General features: G+C 47.8%; 13 protein-coding genes and 1 pseudogene. 7 read left to right on the top strand and 7 right to left on the bottom strand.

Annotation, left to right across the window (positions count from 1 at the left end; translation table 11 throughout):
* Window positions 1–253: 253 nt before the first annotated feature.
* Window positions 254–1,486, bottom strand: coding sequence for an MFS transporter (locus E1919_RS23485; protein WP_202915984.1), 1,233 nt, complete (start codon window positions 1,484–1,486; stop codon window positions 254–256).
* Window positions 1,487–1,747: 261 nt separating this feature from the next.
* On the opposite strand from E1919_RS23485, the gene E1919_RS23480 reads away from it, so the two are divergent.
* Window positions 1,748–3,007 (top strand): metallophosphoesterase, encoded by a 1,260-nt coding sequence (locus E1919_RS23480; protein WP_162055850.1) that lies wholly within the window; start codon window positions 1,748–1,750, stop codon window positions 3,005–3,007.
* 422 nt (window positions 3,008–3,429) lie between these two features.
* On the opposite strand, the gene E1919_RS23475 is transcribed toward E1919_RS23480, so the two are convergent.
* Complete coding sequence (locus tag E1919_RS23475) at window positions 3,430–4,689, bottom strand: asparagine synthetase B (protein WP_162055849.1); 1,260 nt, start codon at window positions 4,687–4,689, stop codon at window positions 3,430–3,432.
* A gap of 30 nt (window positions 4,690–4,719) precedes the next feature.
* Here E1919_RS23475 and E1919_RS23470 point away from each other — a divergent pair, with 30 nt between their 5' ends.
* Entirely contained in the window at window positions 4,720–4,863 is a 144-nt protein-coding gene (locus E1919_RS23470) for a hypothetical protein (RefSeq protein ID WP_162055848.1), read from the top strand.
* Here the strand turns inward: E1919_RS23470 and E1919_RS23465 are convergent.
* On the bottom strand, window positions 4,860–5,066 hold the full coding sequence (locus tag E1919_RS23465) for a hypothetical protein (RefSeq protein WP_162055847.1): 207 nt from the start codon (window positions 5,064–5,066) through the stop codon (window positions 4,860–4,862). The two genes, E1919_RS23470 and E1919_RS23465, sit on opposite strands and share 4 nt — an antisense overlap.
* Before the next feature lie 804 nt (window positions 5,067–5,870).
* On the opposite strand from E1919_RS23465, the gene E1919_RS23460 reads away from it, so the two are divergent.
* The 3 genes from E1919_RS23460 (at window position 5,871) to E1919_RS23450 (ending at window position 11,365) form a co-directional block, all read left to right on the top strand.
* A complete protein-coding gene (locus tag E1919_RS23460; RefSeq protein WP_162055846.1) occupies window positions 5,871–7,799 on the top strand; it encodes a PrkA family serine protein kinase in 1,929 nt (642 codons plus the stop codon).
* A gap of 249 nt (window positions 7,800–8,048) precedes the next feature.
* The gene (locus E1919_RS23455; protein ID WP_162055845.1) at window positions 8,049–9,317 is read left to right on the top strand and encodes a YeaH/YhbH family protein; all 1,269 of its coding nucleotides are present in this window, start codon (window positions 8,049–8,051) and stop codon (window positions 9,315–9,317) included.
* Window positions 9,318–9,847: 530 nt separating this feature from the next.
* The gene (locus E1919_RS23450) at window positions 9,848–11,365 is read left to right on the top strand and encodes a SpoVR family protein (protein WP_237144817.1); all 1,518 of its coding nucleotides are present in this window, start codon (window positions 9,848–9,850) and stop codon (window positions 11,363–11,365) included.
* Window positions 11,366–11,482: 117 nt separating this feature from the next.
* Here E1919_RS23450 and E1919_RS23445 read toward each other — a convergent pair whose 3' ends face one another.
* Window positions 11,483–11,917: a hypothetical protein gene (locus E1919_RS23445; RefSeq protein ID WP_162055844.1), complete on the bottom strand. Its 435-nt coding sequence runs from the start codon at window positions 11,915–11,917 to the stop codon at window positions 11,483–11,485.
* A gap of 162 nt (window positions 11,918–12,079) precedes the next feature.
* Window positions 12,080–12,586, bottom strand: coding sequence for a hypothetical protein (locus E1919_RS23440; RefSeq protein ID WP_237144815.1), 507 nt, complete (start codon window positions 12,584–12,586; stop codon window positions 12,080–12,082).
* A gap of 117 nt (window positions 12,587–12,703) precedes the next feature.
* Here E1919_RS23440 and E1919_RS23435 point away from each other — a divergent pair, with 117 nt between their 5' ends.
* Window positions 12,704–13,264 carry a fasciclin domain-containing protein gene (locus E1919_RS23435; RefSeq protein ID WP_162055843.1) on the top strand — a complete coding sequence of 187 codons (561 nt, stop codon included), beginning with the start codon at window positions 12,704–12,706 and terminating at the stop codon, window positions 13,262–13,264.
* Window positions 13,265–13,384: 120 nt separating this feature from the next.
* Here E1919_RS23435 and E1919_RS23430 read toward each other — a convergent pair whose 3' ends face one another.
* Window positions 13,385–14,278 carry a phosphorothioated DNA-binding restriction endonuclease gene (locus E1919_RS23430; RefSeq protein WP_162055842.1) on the bottom strand — a complete coding sequence of 298 codons (894 nt, stop codon included), beginning with the start codon at window positions 14,276–14,278 and terminating at the stop codon, window positions 13,385–13,387.
* A gap of 96 nt (window positions 14,279–14,374) precedes the next feature.
* Window positions 14,375–14,557, bottom strand: a pseudogene (locus tag E1919_RS28190) (protein NO VEIN domain-containing protein); the annotation flags it as partial.
* A 92-nt stretch (window positions 14,558–14,649) separates the two neighbouring features.
* Between E1919_RS28190 and E1919_RS23420 the strand changes: the two are divergent.
* The coding region (locus E1919_RS23420; protein ID WP_162052977.1) for a transposase at window positions 14,650–14,890 on the top strand (241 nt) is incomplete at its 3' end.

The raw sequence follows: 14,890 nt of genomic DNA, 5'->3' as shown, positions 1-14,890 counted from the left end.
TCAACCGGAGCAGTAGAACTCACTTTAGAAAGTACAATACATAAACTGCTTGCTTTGTTTCAGTACGCATCATATGCTTTGTTTGTGCAAAAAACCTGCGCTTTAATGCACAGCAGCTTTTAAAAATGAAAAGTCATCTTCCCAAAAATTAGTGCCATGGAGGAGAGTCTGCTGTAAAGAAATAGTGGTGGTTTTTTGCACACATCAAAACGGAACTTACAACCGGAAGGAAGTAAACGCATGAAATAGTCGATTAATCAGCCGGTGTTTTTTCCTTTGGAACAGTGATGGAGGCAGGGCTATTCTTTTTGGCGAACAGGAGGTGCACCAGCATAGCAAGTGAGGAGAACACCAACCCCACCAGCACCACACCGTTCCAGCGCCATATTTGCCATGCCTGGCTGGCCAGGATTGTGCCGGTTGCGCCACCCATAAAGTAAGTGAACATGTATACGGTATTGAGGCGGTTGCGAGCCTGCGGGTTGAGAGTAAATATGAGCGTCTGGTTGGCAATATGAGAAGCCTGCAGCCCGAGGTCGAGCAGAATGACTCCAACCACCAGTCCTATAAAGCTGGTACTGAACACGCCGAATACAACATACGACACGATGATCATCCCTATGGTGGCTACAAGTAAAATGCGGGTATCATACCTGTCGCTCAGCCTGCCCATCACAGAGGCCATCACAGCGCCGCCTGCGCCTATGAGACCGAAGGCGCCAGCCACATCGCTTCCTGCGTGAAAGGGCGGCCCTTCCAGCAGGAACACAAGGGTGGTCCAGAAGCCGCCGAAGCAGGCAAAGGACAAAGCCCCCCTGAAAGAGGCAAGGCGCAGTTTCGGCTCGGTACGGAACAGGTGCACGAGCGACTTCATCAGGCTTTTGTAGTTGCCCTTAAACTGCGGGTGCACCTCCGGGAGCAGGTAATAGAGCACCACCCAAAGCACCAGCATCAGACCCGCTGCTATTACAAACATGGCCCTCCAGCCTAAGTGCGCCCCAACAAAGCCGCTGAGCGTACGCGAGCAAAGGATACCGATCAGCAGCCCGCTCATAACAGTGCCCACCGCCTTACCGCGTGCCTCCGGCCGGGCCAGGTGTGCGGCCATGGGCACAAAGAGCTGCGGCACCACTGATGTTGCCCCAATCAGCAGGCTGGCTGCCATCAGGGTATAAATATCAGGCGAGAATGCAGCCATCAGCAACGACAGGATGATCAGCACAAAATCGATTAGAATGAGGCGTTTGCGCCGCAGCATATCTCCAAGCGGTATAATGAATAACAAACCGATGGCATAGCCCAATTGGGTTAGCATGGCCACCACACCAGCCTTCGCTTCGGGCACCTGGTAGGTGTTGGCAATCTCGACAAGAAGCGGCTGGTTGTAGTAAATGTTGGCCACCACCATGCCTGAGGCAATCGTCATCAGCCAAAGGGTGGTACGCGTTAATTTTGGTTCTGCGCCTGCAGGTGTAGGGTCTGTCATGATGGGTAATAGGATCTAAGCCATAGCAGCAGTATACCTCTTCCGGGCTACAGCAGCAATGTCTACGAATTTTGTGTTGGTGAATCTAGTCATAAATGATGAAGCTTTATATTTGTTGAGGTAAAAAGGGCTGTGTGAAGGTCTGCTCCGGCAATTGTATATCTTAAGTTCCTGCTGCTGCGTTACCTATACCGGCACAAGATCAAAAGCCACGCTGCAAAACAATGGCATTGATTTTCCCCGGAAATTTTAATATCCTATATGTCACAATTTATCTTAATACTGGTTTTTATCACCCTCTTTCTAAACTGGTATGTTTTTCAGGGCCTGAAAAGGCTTACCGCGAACTGGCGCTCAGAACGTGCGCGCAAAGTGGTGTACTGGACTTACTGGATTTTCTTTCTATCCTTCCTCATCGGCTTCGGCATCTCCATTTATATTCGTTTCGCTGACGACCGCGCCACACCGCTCGCCCAGTGGTTTATCAATGCTTTTCTGACATTTCTTGTGACAGACATCGTTTTTTGCCTGGTGCTGCTTGTAGAAGACCTTGTTCGGTTTGCCACTGCTATTACACGCTTCTTCAGGAGAACGCTGGGGAGTACAGGAAAGCAGGAAAGAAAGCTGCTGCCGGAGCGCAGAAAGTTTGTAAGCCAGTTTGCGTTGGCACTGGCCAGTATCCCTTTTGTTGCGTTTGTCTACGGTACTATAAAAGGCAAGTATGACTACACCGTGCACCGGCATGTTTTATACTTTGATGATCTGCCCGAAGCTTTCGATGGCTTTACCATTACACAGATTTCGGACATTCATTCCGGCAGCTTCGACAGTGTGGAGGATGTACTGCGTGGCATTGAGCTGGTAAAGGCACAGCAGTCAGATCTATTTGTTTTTACCGGCGACCTGGTAAACGACCATGCCACTGAAATTGAGCCCTATATGGATGCTTTCGGTGCGATAAGAGCACCCTATGGCCAGTATTCAATTCTAGGCAACCATGATTATGGCATGTACGCAGATTGGGAAAGCGAACTGGCGAAAGAGACGAATATGGAGCGCCTGAAGCTACATCATGCCTCAATGGGCTATCGCCTTTTGTTGGATGAGCATGTGCTGATAGAGAAGGATGGTGAAAAACTGGCTCTGTTGGGGGTAGAGAACTGGGGCACCGGTTTTATACAGGAAGGTGACCTGGACAAAGCGCTCACTGGAGTGGAGGAAGACACCTTTAAAATACTGCTCTCGCATGATCCCTCTCATTGGGATGAGGTAGTGAAGCAGCATCCCTCACGCGTGCACCTGACCTTATCCGGACACACCCATGGTATGCAATTTGGAGTGGAAACACCGCTGGTTCGCTGGAGTCCGGCACAATACCGCTACGAGAACTGGGCCGGACTGGCAGAGGCGAACCAGCGCTTGCTTTACGTAAACCGCGGCTTCGGCTTTATCGGTTTTAGCGGAAGAGTAGGTATATGGCCGGAGATCACGGTGCTGGAGTTGCGGAAAGGAAAGGCTTAACATGAAACAATTTCATGGGATGGGGAGATTTGGCAATTTGAAGATGATTGGAAATATTAATAAAAATTTTTACTCCCCTCCTTGGACAAGGTGGGGTAGGGGTGGTTTGAACCGGTTGATGAAAAGCCATATTCTGACTTTTTAGATTTAGAAGCATTCAGAGGGAAATAATTCTGCCTAAGCTGGCGTGGTTACGGCTAATCCAGCGGCATCTAACCTACAGTTGCATTGTTTCCCTCTGTGCTCTCCAGGCCGAGAGGCCCCTTCCCCCAGGCGCTCAACCCAAAGACTGGAAACACCTTCACTCCGTGCTGACAGATACTTTTTTATTATCCACAGGTCATCCCGCCGAGACTTTTGCGAAACGTCAGCTATCAATTCTCTGAATCTTTAAATCAGAATTTTAATCACCTAAATCCTGATCAGGTTTTAGGTTTTTTCTTTTTGGCGGCGGGGAACAGGATATTGTTCAGGATAAGGCGGTAGCCGGGGGAGTTAGGATAGAGGGCCAGGTCTGTTGGGGGCTCGCCTGGCATGTGCCAGTAATCTTCCGGATCATGGCCGCCATAGAAGGTCCAGGTACCTTTGCCGACGCTGCCGTTCAGGTAGCGTACTTCACCTGCCTCCTCGGATGCGCCCATGATGGTGGCTCCCCCCTTCACGTACTGTTTTTTAAAAGCGGTGGTCTGGCCCATAAAGCCTCTGATGGTTTTCTCATGGTTTTGGGTCAGCATCGACGGGATGTGGTCCCATTTGGCGGAGAAGGTGAAGAGCGAGAAATAGTCTTCACCTTCATACAAACCGCGCTCCCGGCGCTGGTTATCGATGCTGGAGAACTCACGTTCGTAGGGGCTCAGGTATACCTCAAAGTCTTTGAAGGCAAAGCTCTGGCTGAAGTCAAGTTTCTGCTGTGCCTCCGGATCCACGTCGTCGCCGTCATACATGGCATCTACTATGTCTACGCCGTTGGCGGCCAGGGCTATGTCGTAGGTGTCGGTGGCGGAGCACATGGCAAACATAAAGCCGCCCCCGGCCACGAACGCTTTTATTTCTTTTACCACGCCTAACTTCATCTGCGACACTTTGCTGTAGCCGTACTTGTGGGCCAACTCCTGCGATTCCTGCTGCTGTACCTTCAGCCAGCTTTGGTGGCGACGGCCGGATTTGCCATACTGCCCGGTAAAGTCTTCGTGGTGCAGGTGCAGCCAGTCGTAGCGGGCAAGCTCTTTGGCTAACACCTCTTCATCAAATACATGTTCATAAGGAATTTCTGCATAATTGAGCACCAGCGTCACGGCATCGTCCCAAGGCTGATCTGTTGTGGGGGAGTACACGGCAATAGTCGGAACTTTCTCTAACTTCATCACCTCCATGTTCGCGTCCGGGTCGGCGATCTGCTGCAGAATAATGTTGTACTGGTTATCTGAGAGAATGGCGAAACTGACGCCCCTGGCTCGCAGTTCCTCCTCAAACTGTGGCGTTTGCCGGAATCCAAAGCTTCCGCCCCGGTAGTTGAGCAGCCAGTCTACCTCCTGCTGGTGCTGCAGCACCCAATATGCCACACCATACGCTTTCAGATGGTTTTTCTGGGCATCGTCCATGGGTACCAGTAGTTGGTTGGCAGCGGCATTGTACGCTAAAAGTAGCACAGAAGCGAGGTGGATGAGGAATATCTTACTCATATTCAGGCCTATAGGGTATAGCTTAAATATATGATTTTAATTCATGAATTCATCCTGTACGCTGTTTTTTTTAGTAACCGGCACGATGCAGCAGTTAAAGGGGCAAAGAAAGAGCACCCCGAAGGTGCTCTTTCTTTCTACTGGTATCCTGAATATTTTCTGGGTCTGTACTAGTCGCCGCCTACCTTGCTTTGCTCCGGCAGTTCATTGTAGCCTGTTGAATTTTCTCTTTTGGTGGCGTCGTCATCCGGTATGTATTCTTCACCGCCCTCTTTGGGGGTAGCAGTACCGGTGTCCTTATCTGCTGCGTCAGCACCGCCCGTTACTTTTTCTCCTTCTTTCTGCACCGATGCGGCCTTTTTCTTTTCTTCTTCCATAGCTCTTTTATATTAGTTATACATTGCTGTTCATTCCTTATAAGTAGAACCAGGGGTAAAAGTTGTGGAACAGGTTTCTATGAAACAGGTCAAGTATGCTTGTCATCTTACATGACAGCTATTCCTGCCCGAATCATCTATAAAAAACAATGACAGGTAAATGACTGTTAGCACAATGTATAAGGAGTGACACAGGTGAAGAGTAAACATTCCTTCAAAATGAGTTAGTCTTCATTTCAGCAGGATGTATAAGTATTTTGCATAATTTTTTTACAAAATATTATCCATTTTGAATTTATAATATCCAAACGCTGTTCCTGTATTAGCCCCAAAATCAAAACAAAGCGCAAGTATTGCTTGCTCCTTGTTTTTTTAGTTTCGGCAGCTCAAGCAAATACACACCTTGTGTATAACACAGGGTGAACGATGGTTTTTTTGTGTTCCGAAGCACTCAATTAACTCTATGGCAGGCAGCATAAAGCAAGCGCTGTTGCAGAACAGCCTCCACGCTTTGTAAAAGCCTTGATAGCAGCTGTTGTGGACCATTATTGTAGGTATTGGTTCTCACTTATACACGAAGAGGAGTAACAGAAAGAGCAAAAGATTTTAATTTCAGATAGATATTTTGCTGAAAATTAAGTATCTTCTGTTTTCGAAATAGAATAATCAAGCACCCTGACATTAAATCACCATGAGAAGATTAGTTGCTTAGCAGTAGCTTAAACTCTGGACAAACAGATTGAGAAACTGCTTTTGCTCTATGTTATATAAAATGATTCTGATTATGTTATAAAGACACACCCTATGAACATTTTAGAAAAGATAAAGACAAATTACAGTGCCTCTATGAACGAGATGACAGTAGCTGCCTATCTCGATGAGTGTAAGAAAAACCCGAAGGTGTATGCCAAGCCTGCTGAAAGGATACTGGCAGCCATCGGAGAGCCGGAGATGCTGGATACACGCCAGGATCCTGTGCTAAGCAGAATCTTCTCCAACAAGAAGATAAAAGTATATCCTGCCTTTAAAGACTTCTATGGCATGGAAAGCACCGTGGAGCAGATTGTCTCTTACTTCAGGCACTCGGCACAGGGGCTGGAAGAAAAGAAGCAGATTCTGTACCTGATGGGCCCGGTAGGAGGAGGTAAGAGCTCCCTGGCCGAAAAGCTGAAGCACTTAATGCAGCAGCACCCTATCTATGTGCTGAAGGCAGGTGAAGAGGTAAGCCCGGTGTTTGAGAGCCCGCTGGGTTTGTTTGCCGATTATACCGAGGAACTGGAGCAGGAGTATAATATTCCTTCCCGCTATGTGCCCGGCTGCATGAGCCCCTGGGCCTCAAAAAGGCTTCGGGAGTTTGGCGGCGACATCAACAAATTTAAGGTGATCATGCTGTTCCCTTCCATTCAGGAGCAGATTGCCATCTCCAAAACAGAGCCGGGTGATGAAAATAACCAGGATATTTCCACACTGGTGGGTAAAGTCGATATCCGGAAACTGGCCGAGTTCCAGCAAAGCGACCCGGATGCTTATTCCTATACCGGGGGCCTCTGCCTGGCAAACCAGGGCCTGCTGGAGTTTGTGGAGATGTTTAAAGCTCCGATAAAGGTACTCAACCCCTTGCTGACTGCCACGCAGGAGAAAAACTACAAAGGCACTGAGCCAATCGGCGCTATCCCTTTCGATGGCATTATACTGGCGCACTCTAACGAGTCGGAATGGTCCAAGTTCCTGAACGACAAAAAGAACGAAGCCTTCCTGGACCGTATCTACAAAGTACAGGTGCCTTATTGCCTGCGCGTGAGCGAAGAAATCAAGATTTACGAAAAGCTCATTCAGGAAAGCTCGCTGAAAAAAGCCCCCTGCGCTCCTAAAACCATCGAGTTGCTGGCAGAATTCTCTGTTATGTCGCGGCTGAAGGAGCCGGAGAACTCCACTATCTACTCTAAAATGCGGGTGTATAACGGCGAAACTTTACGGGAAACAGATCCGAATGCCAAGTCTATACAGGAGTACCGCGACGATGCCGGCATCAATGAAGGCATGCAGGGCATCTCCACCAGGTTTGCTTTTAAGATCCTGTCCAGGGTGTTTAACTTCGACAGCGAAGAAATTGCCGCCAACCCGGTGCATTTGCTTTATGTGCTGGAGCAGGAGGTGATCAAAATGATGCTTCCTCCTGAAACGGAAACAAAGTACCTGCACCTGATCAAGTCGGTGCTGGCCAGCAAGTATGCCGAGTTCATTTCCGACGAGATCCAGAAAGCTTATATAGAGTCTTATTCTTCCTATGGGCAGAACATCTTTGATAAGTATGTGATTTATGCTGACCACTGGATGCAGAACAACGACTTCCGCGACCCGGACTCAGGAGAGATTTTCGACAGGAGCATCCTGAATGCCGAGTTGGAGAAAATTGAGAAGCCAGCCGGCATCTCGAATCCAAAGGATTTCCGGGCCGAGGTAACCAACTTTACTTTGCGCTACAAGGCCAACCATGGGGGAGAAAGCCCACGATGGGACTCGTACGAGAAAATCAAAAACGTTATCGAGAAGAAAATCTTCACCAATACAGAAGACCTGCTGCCGGTAGTGTCCTTCACTGCAAAATCCAATGAGGAGGATGAGAAGAAGCACATGGACTTCACCAGAAGGATGAAGGATAGGGGCTATACCGATAAGCAGATCCGCATTCTGGTGGATTGGTTTATGCGGGTAAGAAAGACGATGGGATAGGGGGGAGTTAGAGAGTTTAGGAGTTAGAGAGTTTAAGTGTTAGAAAGTTAGAGAGTTAAAAAGTTGAGGTATAATTTCTTTTAGCAAGACATTACACCCTGACAAATTCTTTTTTCACTTTTTAACTCTCTAACTCCCAAACTCTCTAACTCAAAACAACTCTCTAACTCAAAACAACTCTCTAACTCCCAAATTCCTAACCCCTCTAACTCAGAACAACTTTTTAACATTCTAACTCTCTAACTTTCCATGAGCAGCATAATTGATAGAAGAAAGAATGATAAGGGGAAGTCTACTGGTAACCGGCAGAAATTCCTGAAGAGGGTCGAGCACCAGATAAAAAAGGCCATCCCCGATATCATCAGCCAGGAAAGCATTACTGACAGCCAGACCGGAGGCAGTGTGAAAGTGCCTGTGCGTGGGCTGGATGAGCCTAGCTTCCGGCATGACTCCAAAAGCGGGAAAAAGCAGATCGTGAAGCCGGGGAATGATAAGTTCCAGGAAGGTGACCGTGTGCCCAAACCCAAAGAAGGCGGCGGAGGCGGCGGCAACGGGAAGGGTTCCAACAGCCCGGATACGACAGAAGATGAGTTTACAGTTGTCTTGTCGCGCGAAGAGTTTCTGAAGTATTTCTTTGATGACCTGGCGCTACCCAACATGGTGAAGAAGCTGATGGAAAGCACTGAGAATTTCTCGATGCGGCGGGCCGGCTATACCAGAGACAGCGTTCCTTCCCGGTTAAACATCAAAACAAGTTATCAGCAGTCGCTGGGGCGGCAATTGGCATTGAAGGGTGTGTTTGATAAAAAGCTGAAGGCCCTGCAGGAGCAGCTTGCCGCTACCAAAAAACCGGTAGAAAGAGCAGCCCTCGAACTCCAAATAGAGAAAGTGACCCGGCAGGCCAATACGATTCCTTTTTTCGAAGACCTCGACCTGCGGTACAACAACTTTGAGCGCGTGCCCATTCCGGTTACCTCTGCTGTAATGTTCTGCATCATGGACGTGTCGGCCTCCATGGGTTACCACGAAAAAGACATCGCCAAACGGTTTTTCACGCTCTTATACATCTTCCTGACCAGGCAGTACAAGAATGTAGAGCTCGTTTTTATCCGGCACCACACCGAAGCCAAAGAAGTAGATGAGGAGGAGTTCTTCAACTCCAGGGAAAGCGGCGGTACCGTAGTGGCCCCTTCCCTGAAACTAATGGACAAGATTATCCGCGAAAGGTATGACGAGAGCTGGAACGTGTACTGCTGCCAGGCATCTGACGGGGACGTATGGTCCAGGGAGGATGCCCTGGAGTGCAAAAAACTGCTGCAGAGCACGATTTTACCAGCTATCCAGTTCATGGCCTATATCGAAATCAACAGGAAGGCAAGGGAAAGCGATTTGTGGCTGGCCTACAAACGCATCAGCAACAATGAGGATTTCTCGATTCGGCACGTGTACGAAACCTACGAAATCTGGCCTGTCTTCCAGGGGCTCTTCCGCAAGCGGGAGACCGTGGCAGCGGAGTAATTGTCTGAATCAGGATTTACAGGATGAGGAAGTATTTTCAGGATTTCAGGAGGCATACCTTTCACCTTGATCTCCTGCTGATGTGGATTGCTGGTAAAAGCTTGCAATTCGTGCCTCCTTACCTGAAACAAGTCGGCTTGCGCCATACATTCTGGATAGGCCTGTTTTTTCTGCCTGACGATGAAAGTTTTTTTTGAAGTATTAGCTGTTAGCAGATATTAGTGCAGGGGCAATGTCGTCAACCTAAGTTTTTTTTGTCATTTCGAACGCTGTGAGAAATCTGAAACATTGCGGGGTGATGAAAAAACACAGATTTCTCACAGCTTCGCTGGCTCTTTTCGGCTCGCGCCTCAAGAATGTTCGAAATGACAGTTTAGCCACAGTTTCGTTAAGTTGACGGCATTGTGGGTTAGGGGTGGTTGGATACAGGAACAGGGGCAAAATGAAAACCCATACTGCAAACATGCACCTGCGGTCGGCTGCTGCTTACTTAAATAGATCAAACTCAAAATCTTTAATGAAAGAGGACGATGATGGACGATAAAGATAAATACAGAGCGATGTTTTGTAACCCCAACTGGGACTACGACACGCTGGAGGCGGCCGACGAGGTGATCAGCAGATTCGGGCGGGAGTACCTGAAGCTGAAAACGTACCCGAACCAGATAGAGATCGTGACCTCGGAGCAAATGCTCGATGCCTATGCCCTGACCGGTTTGCCTACTTCTTACCCGCATTGGAAGTTCGGCAAGGACTTCGTCCTGAACCAGAACAACTATACCAAAGGCCGCATGGGGCTTTCTTATGAACTGGTGATCAACTCCAACCCCTGCATCAGTTATAACATGGAAAACAACTCCACCTGTATGATGCTGCTCGTGATTGCGCATGCCTGCCAGGGCCATAATGCCTTTTTCGCCAACAACTACATGTTCCTCGACTGGACCTCGGCCGACTCTATTGTGGACTATATGGTTTTTGCGCGCGAGTTTATTTTAAAGTGCGAAGAGGAGCATGGGGAAGAGGAAGTAGAAATGGTGCTGGATGCTGCCCATGCCCTGATGTACCACGGGGTAGACAAATACAAAAAACCCTCTAAAATATCGGCAAAGGAAGAAAACGAAAGGCTGAAAAAGCTGACGCACATCAAAAGGGAGAATTACAACGAGTTATGGAAAACGCTGCCGACACCGCCGCCCGCGCCGGAGGCTATGGCAGGAGAGGAGGAAAAGTTTCCAAACGAGCCGGAAGAGAACATCCTGTACTTTATCGAAAAATATGCCCCGGCACTGCCGCAGTGGAAAAGAGAAATTATCCGGATTGTGCGCAAAGTGTCGCAGTACTTTTACCCACAGGGCGCTACCAAGGTAATGAACGAGGGTTTTGCCACTTTCACGCACTACCACATCATCAATAAAATGTTTGAGGAAGGCTACGTGAACGACGGCTTTATGCTGGAGTTCTTCAAAAGCCATAGCGGGGTATTGTACCAGCCCGAGTACAACAGCAAATACTACTCCGGCCTGAACCCCTATACACTCGGCTTTAACATTTTTATGGACATCAAGCGCATCTGCCAGGAGCCGACCGAGGAAGACAGGGCTTGGTTCCCGGACCTGATTGGCAAGGACTGGCTGCAGCAGGTGCATTATGTGATGCAGAACTTCAGGGACGACAGCTTCATACTGCAGTACCTGTCGCCGAAGGTTATCCGCGACATGAAGCTGTTTACCATCGTGGACAATGAGTTGGAAGATACCTATGAGATTGGAGCGATCCACAACGAGCGGGGCTATAAAAAAGTAAGGCAGCAACTGAGCTATCAATACGACCGCTCTTCTTATGTACCCAATATACAGGTAGCGAAAGTAGACCAGCACCAAACAAGCAAGCTGTACCTGACGCACTACATTCAGAAAGACCGCCGCCTGGACGCCGACAGCACCCAGAGCACCCTCGAGCATATCCGCTACCTATGGGGATTCCCGGTGGAGCTTCACTCTAAAAACAAGCTTGGAATAAATGAGAGCACCTTTGAGGTGAAGTAGGCCGGAGAGGAGGGGCTTTTAACAGAAGCCTTTTGTTATACCGCCGCATAATAGCCTTAAACGAAAAGGGCCCCATATTTAGCGGATATACCGCTGAACATGGGGCCTCTTTTACGCTTAGTTACCTGGCCACGAAATCCAGGGAATGCGGAGGAGAATCAGCGCCAGTCCAATCCCATAAAAAATGGCGATAGACTTGAATCCTGCGTTCTTGCCCAGCATGCGCTTTGCGCGGGAGTAGCCAATCGTTATCAGCACCACGGCTATGATCATGGTAAGCGGGTGCTCCAGCATATAAAGTCTGGCTACGCTGTCGCCCATTGCTTCGCCTGAAAAATTAGGCAGCCCCAGTGGCGAAATAAAGTACAAAATAACGCCTATTACCCACTGCAGGTGCACTGGAATAAGGCCGAGCAGGCTTAGTTTTCTGTCTTTGTCCGAAAAAGTCCTGTTCCCAAACAAGCCAGCAAGAGCCGCTAAGAAGCTGATAATGAGCCCTAGCAATACCAGATAGGCCAGGTAAGAATGTAAGTGCTGTAATCCTGTATACATCGTAATGATTAATTTTTTAGCTGTAAATATAGGAAATAATAGTAAAGTAGAAGCGCATAAAACGCAGGTCCGTTTTAATTGCGCTTCCGGTATTCCTGCCGGGCTAAATCAGACAAATTCCTTTTCCAGCGTGTTTCAGGGAAGGAAATCAGTTTCTTGCCTTTACTGGTCCTCGTCTTCCTGTTTACTGGCTCCAGGCGGGTTAAACAGGCCCCAGTCGTCCCAGATATAATTCCAGGGGTCGAAGCCGGCAACCCACTCCAGGAAAAGCAGCCGGTATTCTTCAATAGCCTGGCGCAGCAGGGGCAGGTAGGTGGTATCTTGAAAGCCGTAGAGCTTCAGGGCGGTGCAGTTGGTGAGCAGGTCCCTAGCTGCATTCCGTATCAGCACGGCGTTCTTCATCTGGATGTCGTAGAGGTCGGCCCCTGCCGCGCCCGCCACCTTTACCGTGAGCAAGGCAGCATCCTGTAGCATAAACTCCCGGATGTGCTGCAGCATGTCATCTTCTTCGGGCACCAGCGCTACAATGCAGGAGGTGAGGTGATAGATTTCTTCACCCTTGCGGTATATAGGAAGTTTCTTGTGTGGATGCATTTGTGCCTTTCTGGTTTGTGAAGCGCTTCTGAAGATGCGGCAACCTTTGCCGTTGTACGAATAAACCCATTTCATGCAAAAAAGCCTACAGAACCTGGCTGCTTCCGCTGCACAGAATAATATTTAACTAAACAATATAGCTACTCCCTAGTTAACTATTTGAAAACCAATTTATAATTTAAAGATAGAACTATGAAAAAGGTAAGTATTTTCGTTTGTGCCGCACTGTTCCTGTATGGATGCGGCGGCAACGAATCAACCACAGAAAGCGCAGAAGTAATGACGGATAACACAGAAGCCATGGCGACGGATGCCACCACCATGGAAGCAGCAGAACCGAACATTGTGGAGTTGGCTTCTAACACGCCGCAGCTGTCTACGCTGGTGCAGGCCTTGCAGGCAGCTGATTTAGCTGGCACCCTGCAGGACGGAGGCCCTTATACTGTTTTTGCGCCTACAAATGAAGCGTTCGAAGCCCTTCCGGCTGGTACGCTGGACGACCTGCTAAAGCCAGAGAACAAGCAGAAGCTCATAGACATCCTGACCTACCATGTCACTTCAGGAAGTGTGATGGCTGCAGACTTGTCTAACGGGATGAAGGTAAGCACCCTGAGCGAGGATGAAGTGGAAGTGATGACGGAAGGCGATAAAGTGATGATAAACGACGCCAACGTAACCATGCCCAACATAGAGGCATCTAACGGTGTCGTGCATGTGATTGATAAAGTGATGCTGCCACCTTCAGCAATGTAAACTACACCAATGCAGCACCCAAAAGGGCAGCCAGGTTTAACACACCTGGCTGCCCTTTTTGTTTTTTGAGGAAGAAGTGATTTCAAGGGACTTTGGACAAAAAATAGCACAACAGGAAGCCTATAAATCTCTATACCCGCCTTTGAAGACTTCGTTCACGTGCCAGATGGTGAAAGCGGGGTCAGGGTAAAATGCTTTCTTTTGTGGAGGCTTGATGGATTTGCCCTCATGCTGCAGCAGCCATTCATTAGCGCCGATTCCGTTTACTTCATCTGATACCCGCATTTTTAGTTCTGTAGTAACAGTAAAAGCCCCCATGTCAAAAAGCTTATGATGCGTGGAGCAAAGGGCTAATCCATTTACCTCTTCATCCGGACCGCCCGCTTGGTGCCACTTTATATGCGCTGCTTCAATTGCCACTAATTGATGTCTAAGTCTGACACTAAAGCCACAAACGGCACATTGGTACTCGTAGGCTTTGAGAATACTTTCCCGGAAGTGTGGATCTCTTTTCCTAGCTCGCTTTGTTTGAAAGGTCCCTCTAACAGTCTCAAGGTTTATGCCTACAGCATCTAGAATATCATGGTGAAGTGTTTCGGGAAAGTTTTGTTCAAGTATATTTTCAACTAAAATTTTAAAGAGGGAAGGATTGGATCTAAGCTGTAGAGATATTTTATCAGGCAACTTACCTCCAACACTATTATCACGTAGCCCTCTAGGGCTGGCATCACCTGAACTATTTACTTGTATAGCTTTATCAAGGACCCAAACCCCGTCATTGGTTAACCTCGTGAAAGGATAATGTGGTCGCACATTTGTATTAGGACGACCAAAATCGATAAGCAAGTCTTTAAGTTTTTGCTCTATGTTAGTATAGACTATATAATTGTTGTTGCCACGCTGTAATTCTCCTAAAGCTAGCAATAATAGGAGCGGCTTGTGTGGAGCACGTTCACCGTTGCTTTTCCAGGTGTTAATATTCTGAAATTGATGGAGAATGTCTGAGTTTGTCACTGATCAGATAGATATTATTTATTGTATTAGAGAAGCCTAATTTGATGAAAATTAGGTCAGAAAGAGACTCAGGTTGAATGATAAAAAATAACTATGTTAAAAGTACCCCCTGTACTGCGTTATTTCTTTGCTACAAAATTGATCATAACTACCCCTCATTATGAACATTCTTGGGAGTTGATCAAAATTGAACATTCTGTACAAGTGAAATTTTCTCGTATTGTTTAATGAAAAATTGTATTCATTCTTTGTAAAGAAGATCGGAGTTTCTTTAAGAAGTTTAGTTGTCTTAAGAGCATGTTTAAATTTATAGGATGAGCAAAAAAGAGCGAGTCAGTGCGTAAGCAATGGGTAACCAAACTCAAAAGCTTATGCAATCTCAATACAAGAGACTCACTGACTCGCAATGGGATATTGTGAAGGAATCACTGCCCATCCATCGGAAACGCAAACACTCGCTAAGGGTTATTGCCGACGCCATTTTCTGGTGTCTTCGCCTTGGCAACCAATGGCGCAACCTGCCGACGGAACTCTTTCCCAAGTGGCAGTTGGTGTACTACTACTTCAGCAGGTGGAAAGCGGACGGCACACTGGAAAGGCTGAACATCTCGC

Source organism: Pontibacter pamirensis (assembly GCF_010015475.1).
Classification (GTDB): domain Bacteria; phylum Bacteroidota; class Bacteroidia; order Cytophagales; family Hymenobacteraceae; genus Pontibacter; species Pontibacter pamirensis.
Note: the sequence above shows the minus strand (reverse complement) of the source record. Positions and strands in the feature narration are given on the sequence as shown.

What these genes read in the sequence shown, in the direction of transcription:
- E1919_RS23435 (WP_162055843.1), top strand. Translation starts at nt 12,704, where the DNA reads ATGAAAAAGGTAAGTATTTTCGTTTGTGCCGCACTGTTCCTGTATGGA.
- E1919_RS23440 (WP_237144815.1), bottom strand. Translation starts at nt 12,586, where the DNA reads ATGAAATGGGTTTATTCGTACAACGGCAAAGGTTGCCGCATCTTCAGA.
- E1919_RS23470 (WP_162055848.1), top strand. Translation starts at nt 4,720, where the DNA reads ATGATTTTAATTCATGAATTCATCCTGTACGCTGTTTTTTTTAGTAAC.
- E1919_RS23485 (WP_202915984.1), bottom strand. Translation starts at nt 1,486, where the DNA reads ATGACAGACCCTACACCTGCAGGCGCAGAACCAAAATTAACGCGTACC.
- E1919_RS23455 (WP_162055845.1), top strand. Translation starts at nt 8,049, where the DNA reads ATGAGCAGCATAATTGATAGAAGAAAGAATGATAAGGGGAAGTCTACT.
- E1919_RS23475 (WP_162055849.1), bottom strand. Translation starts at nt 4,689, where the DNA reads ATGAGTAAGATATTCCTCATCCACCTCGCTTCTGTGCTACTTTTAGCG.
- E1919_RS23460 (WP_162055846.1), top strand. Translation starts at nt 5,871, where the DNA reads ATGAACATTTTAGAAAAGATAAAGACAAATTACAGTGCCTCTATGAAC.
- E1919_RS23450 (WP_237144817.1), top strand. Translation starts at nt 9,848, where the DNA reads ATGATGGACGATAAAGATAAATACAGAGCGATGTTTTGTAACCCCAAC.
- E1919_RS23445 (WP_162055844.1), bottom strand. Translation starts at nt 11,917, where the DNA reads ATGTATACAGGATTACAGCACTTACATTCTTACCTGGCCTATCTGGTA.
- E1919_RS23480 (WP_162055850.1), top strand. Translation starts at nt 1,748, where the DNA reads ATGTCACAATTTATCTTAATACTGGTTTTTATCACCCTCTTTCTAAAC.
- E1919_RS23465 (WP_162055847.1), bottom strand. Translation starts at nt 5,066, where the DNA reads ATGGAAGAAGAAAAGAAAAAGGCCGCATCGGTGCAGAAAGAAGGAGAA.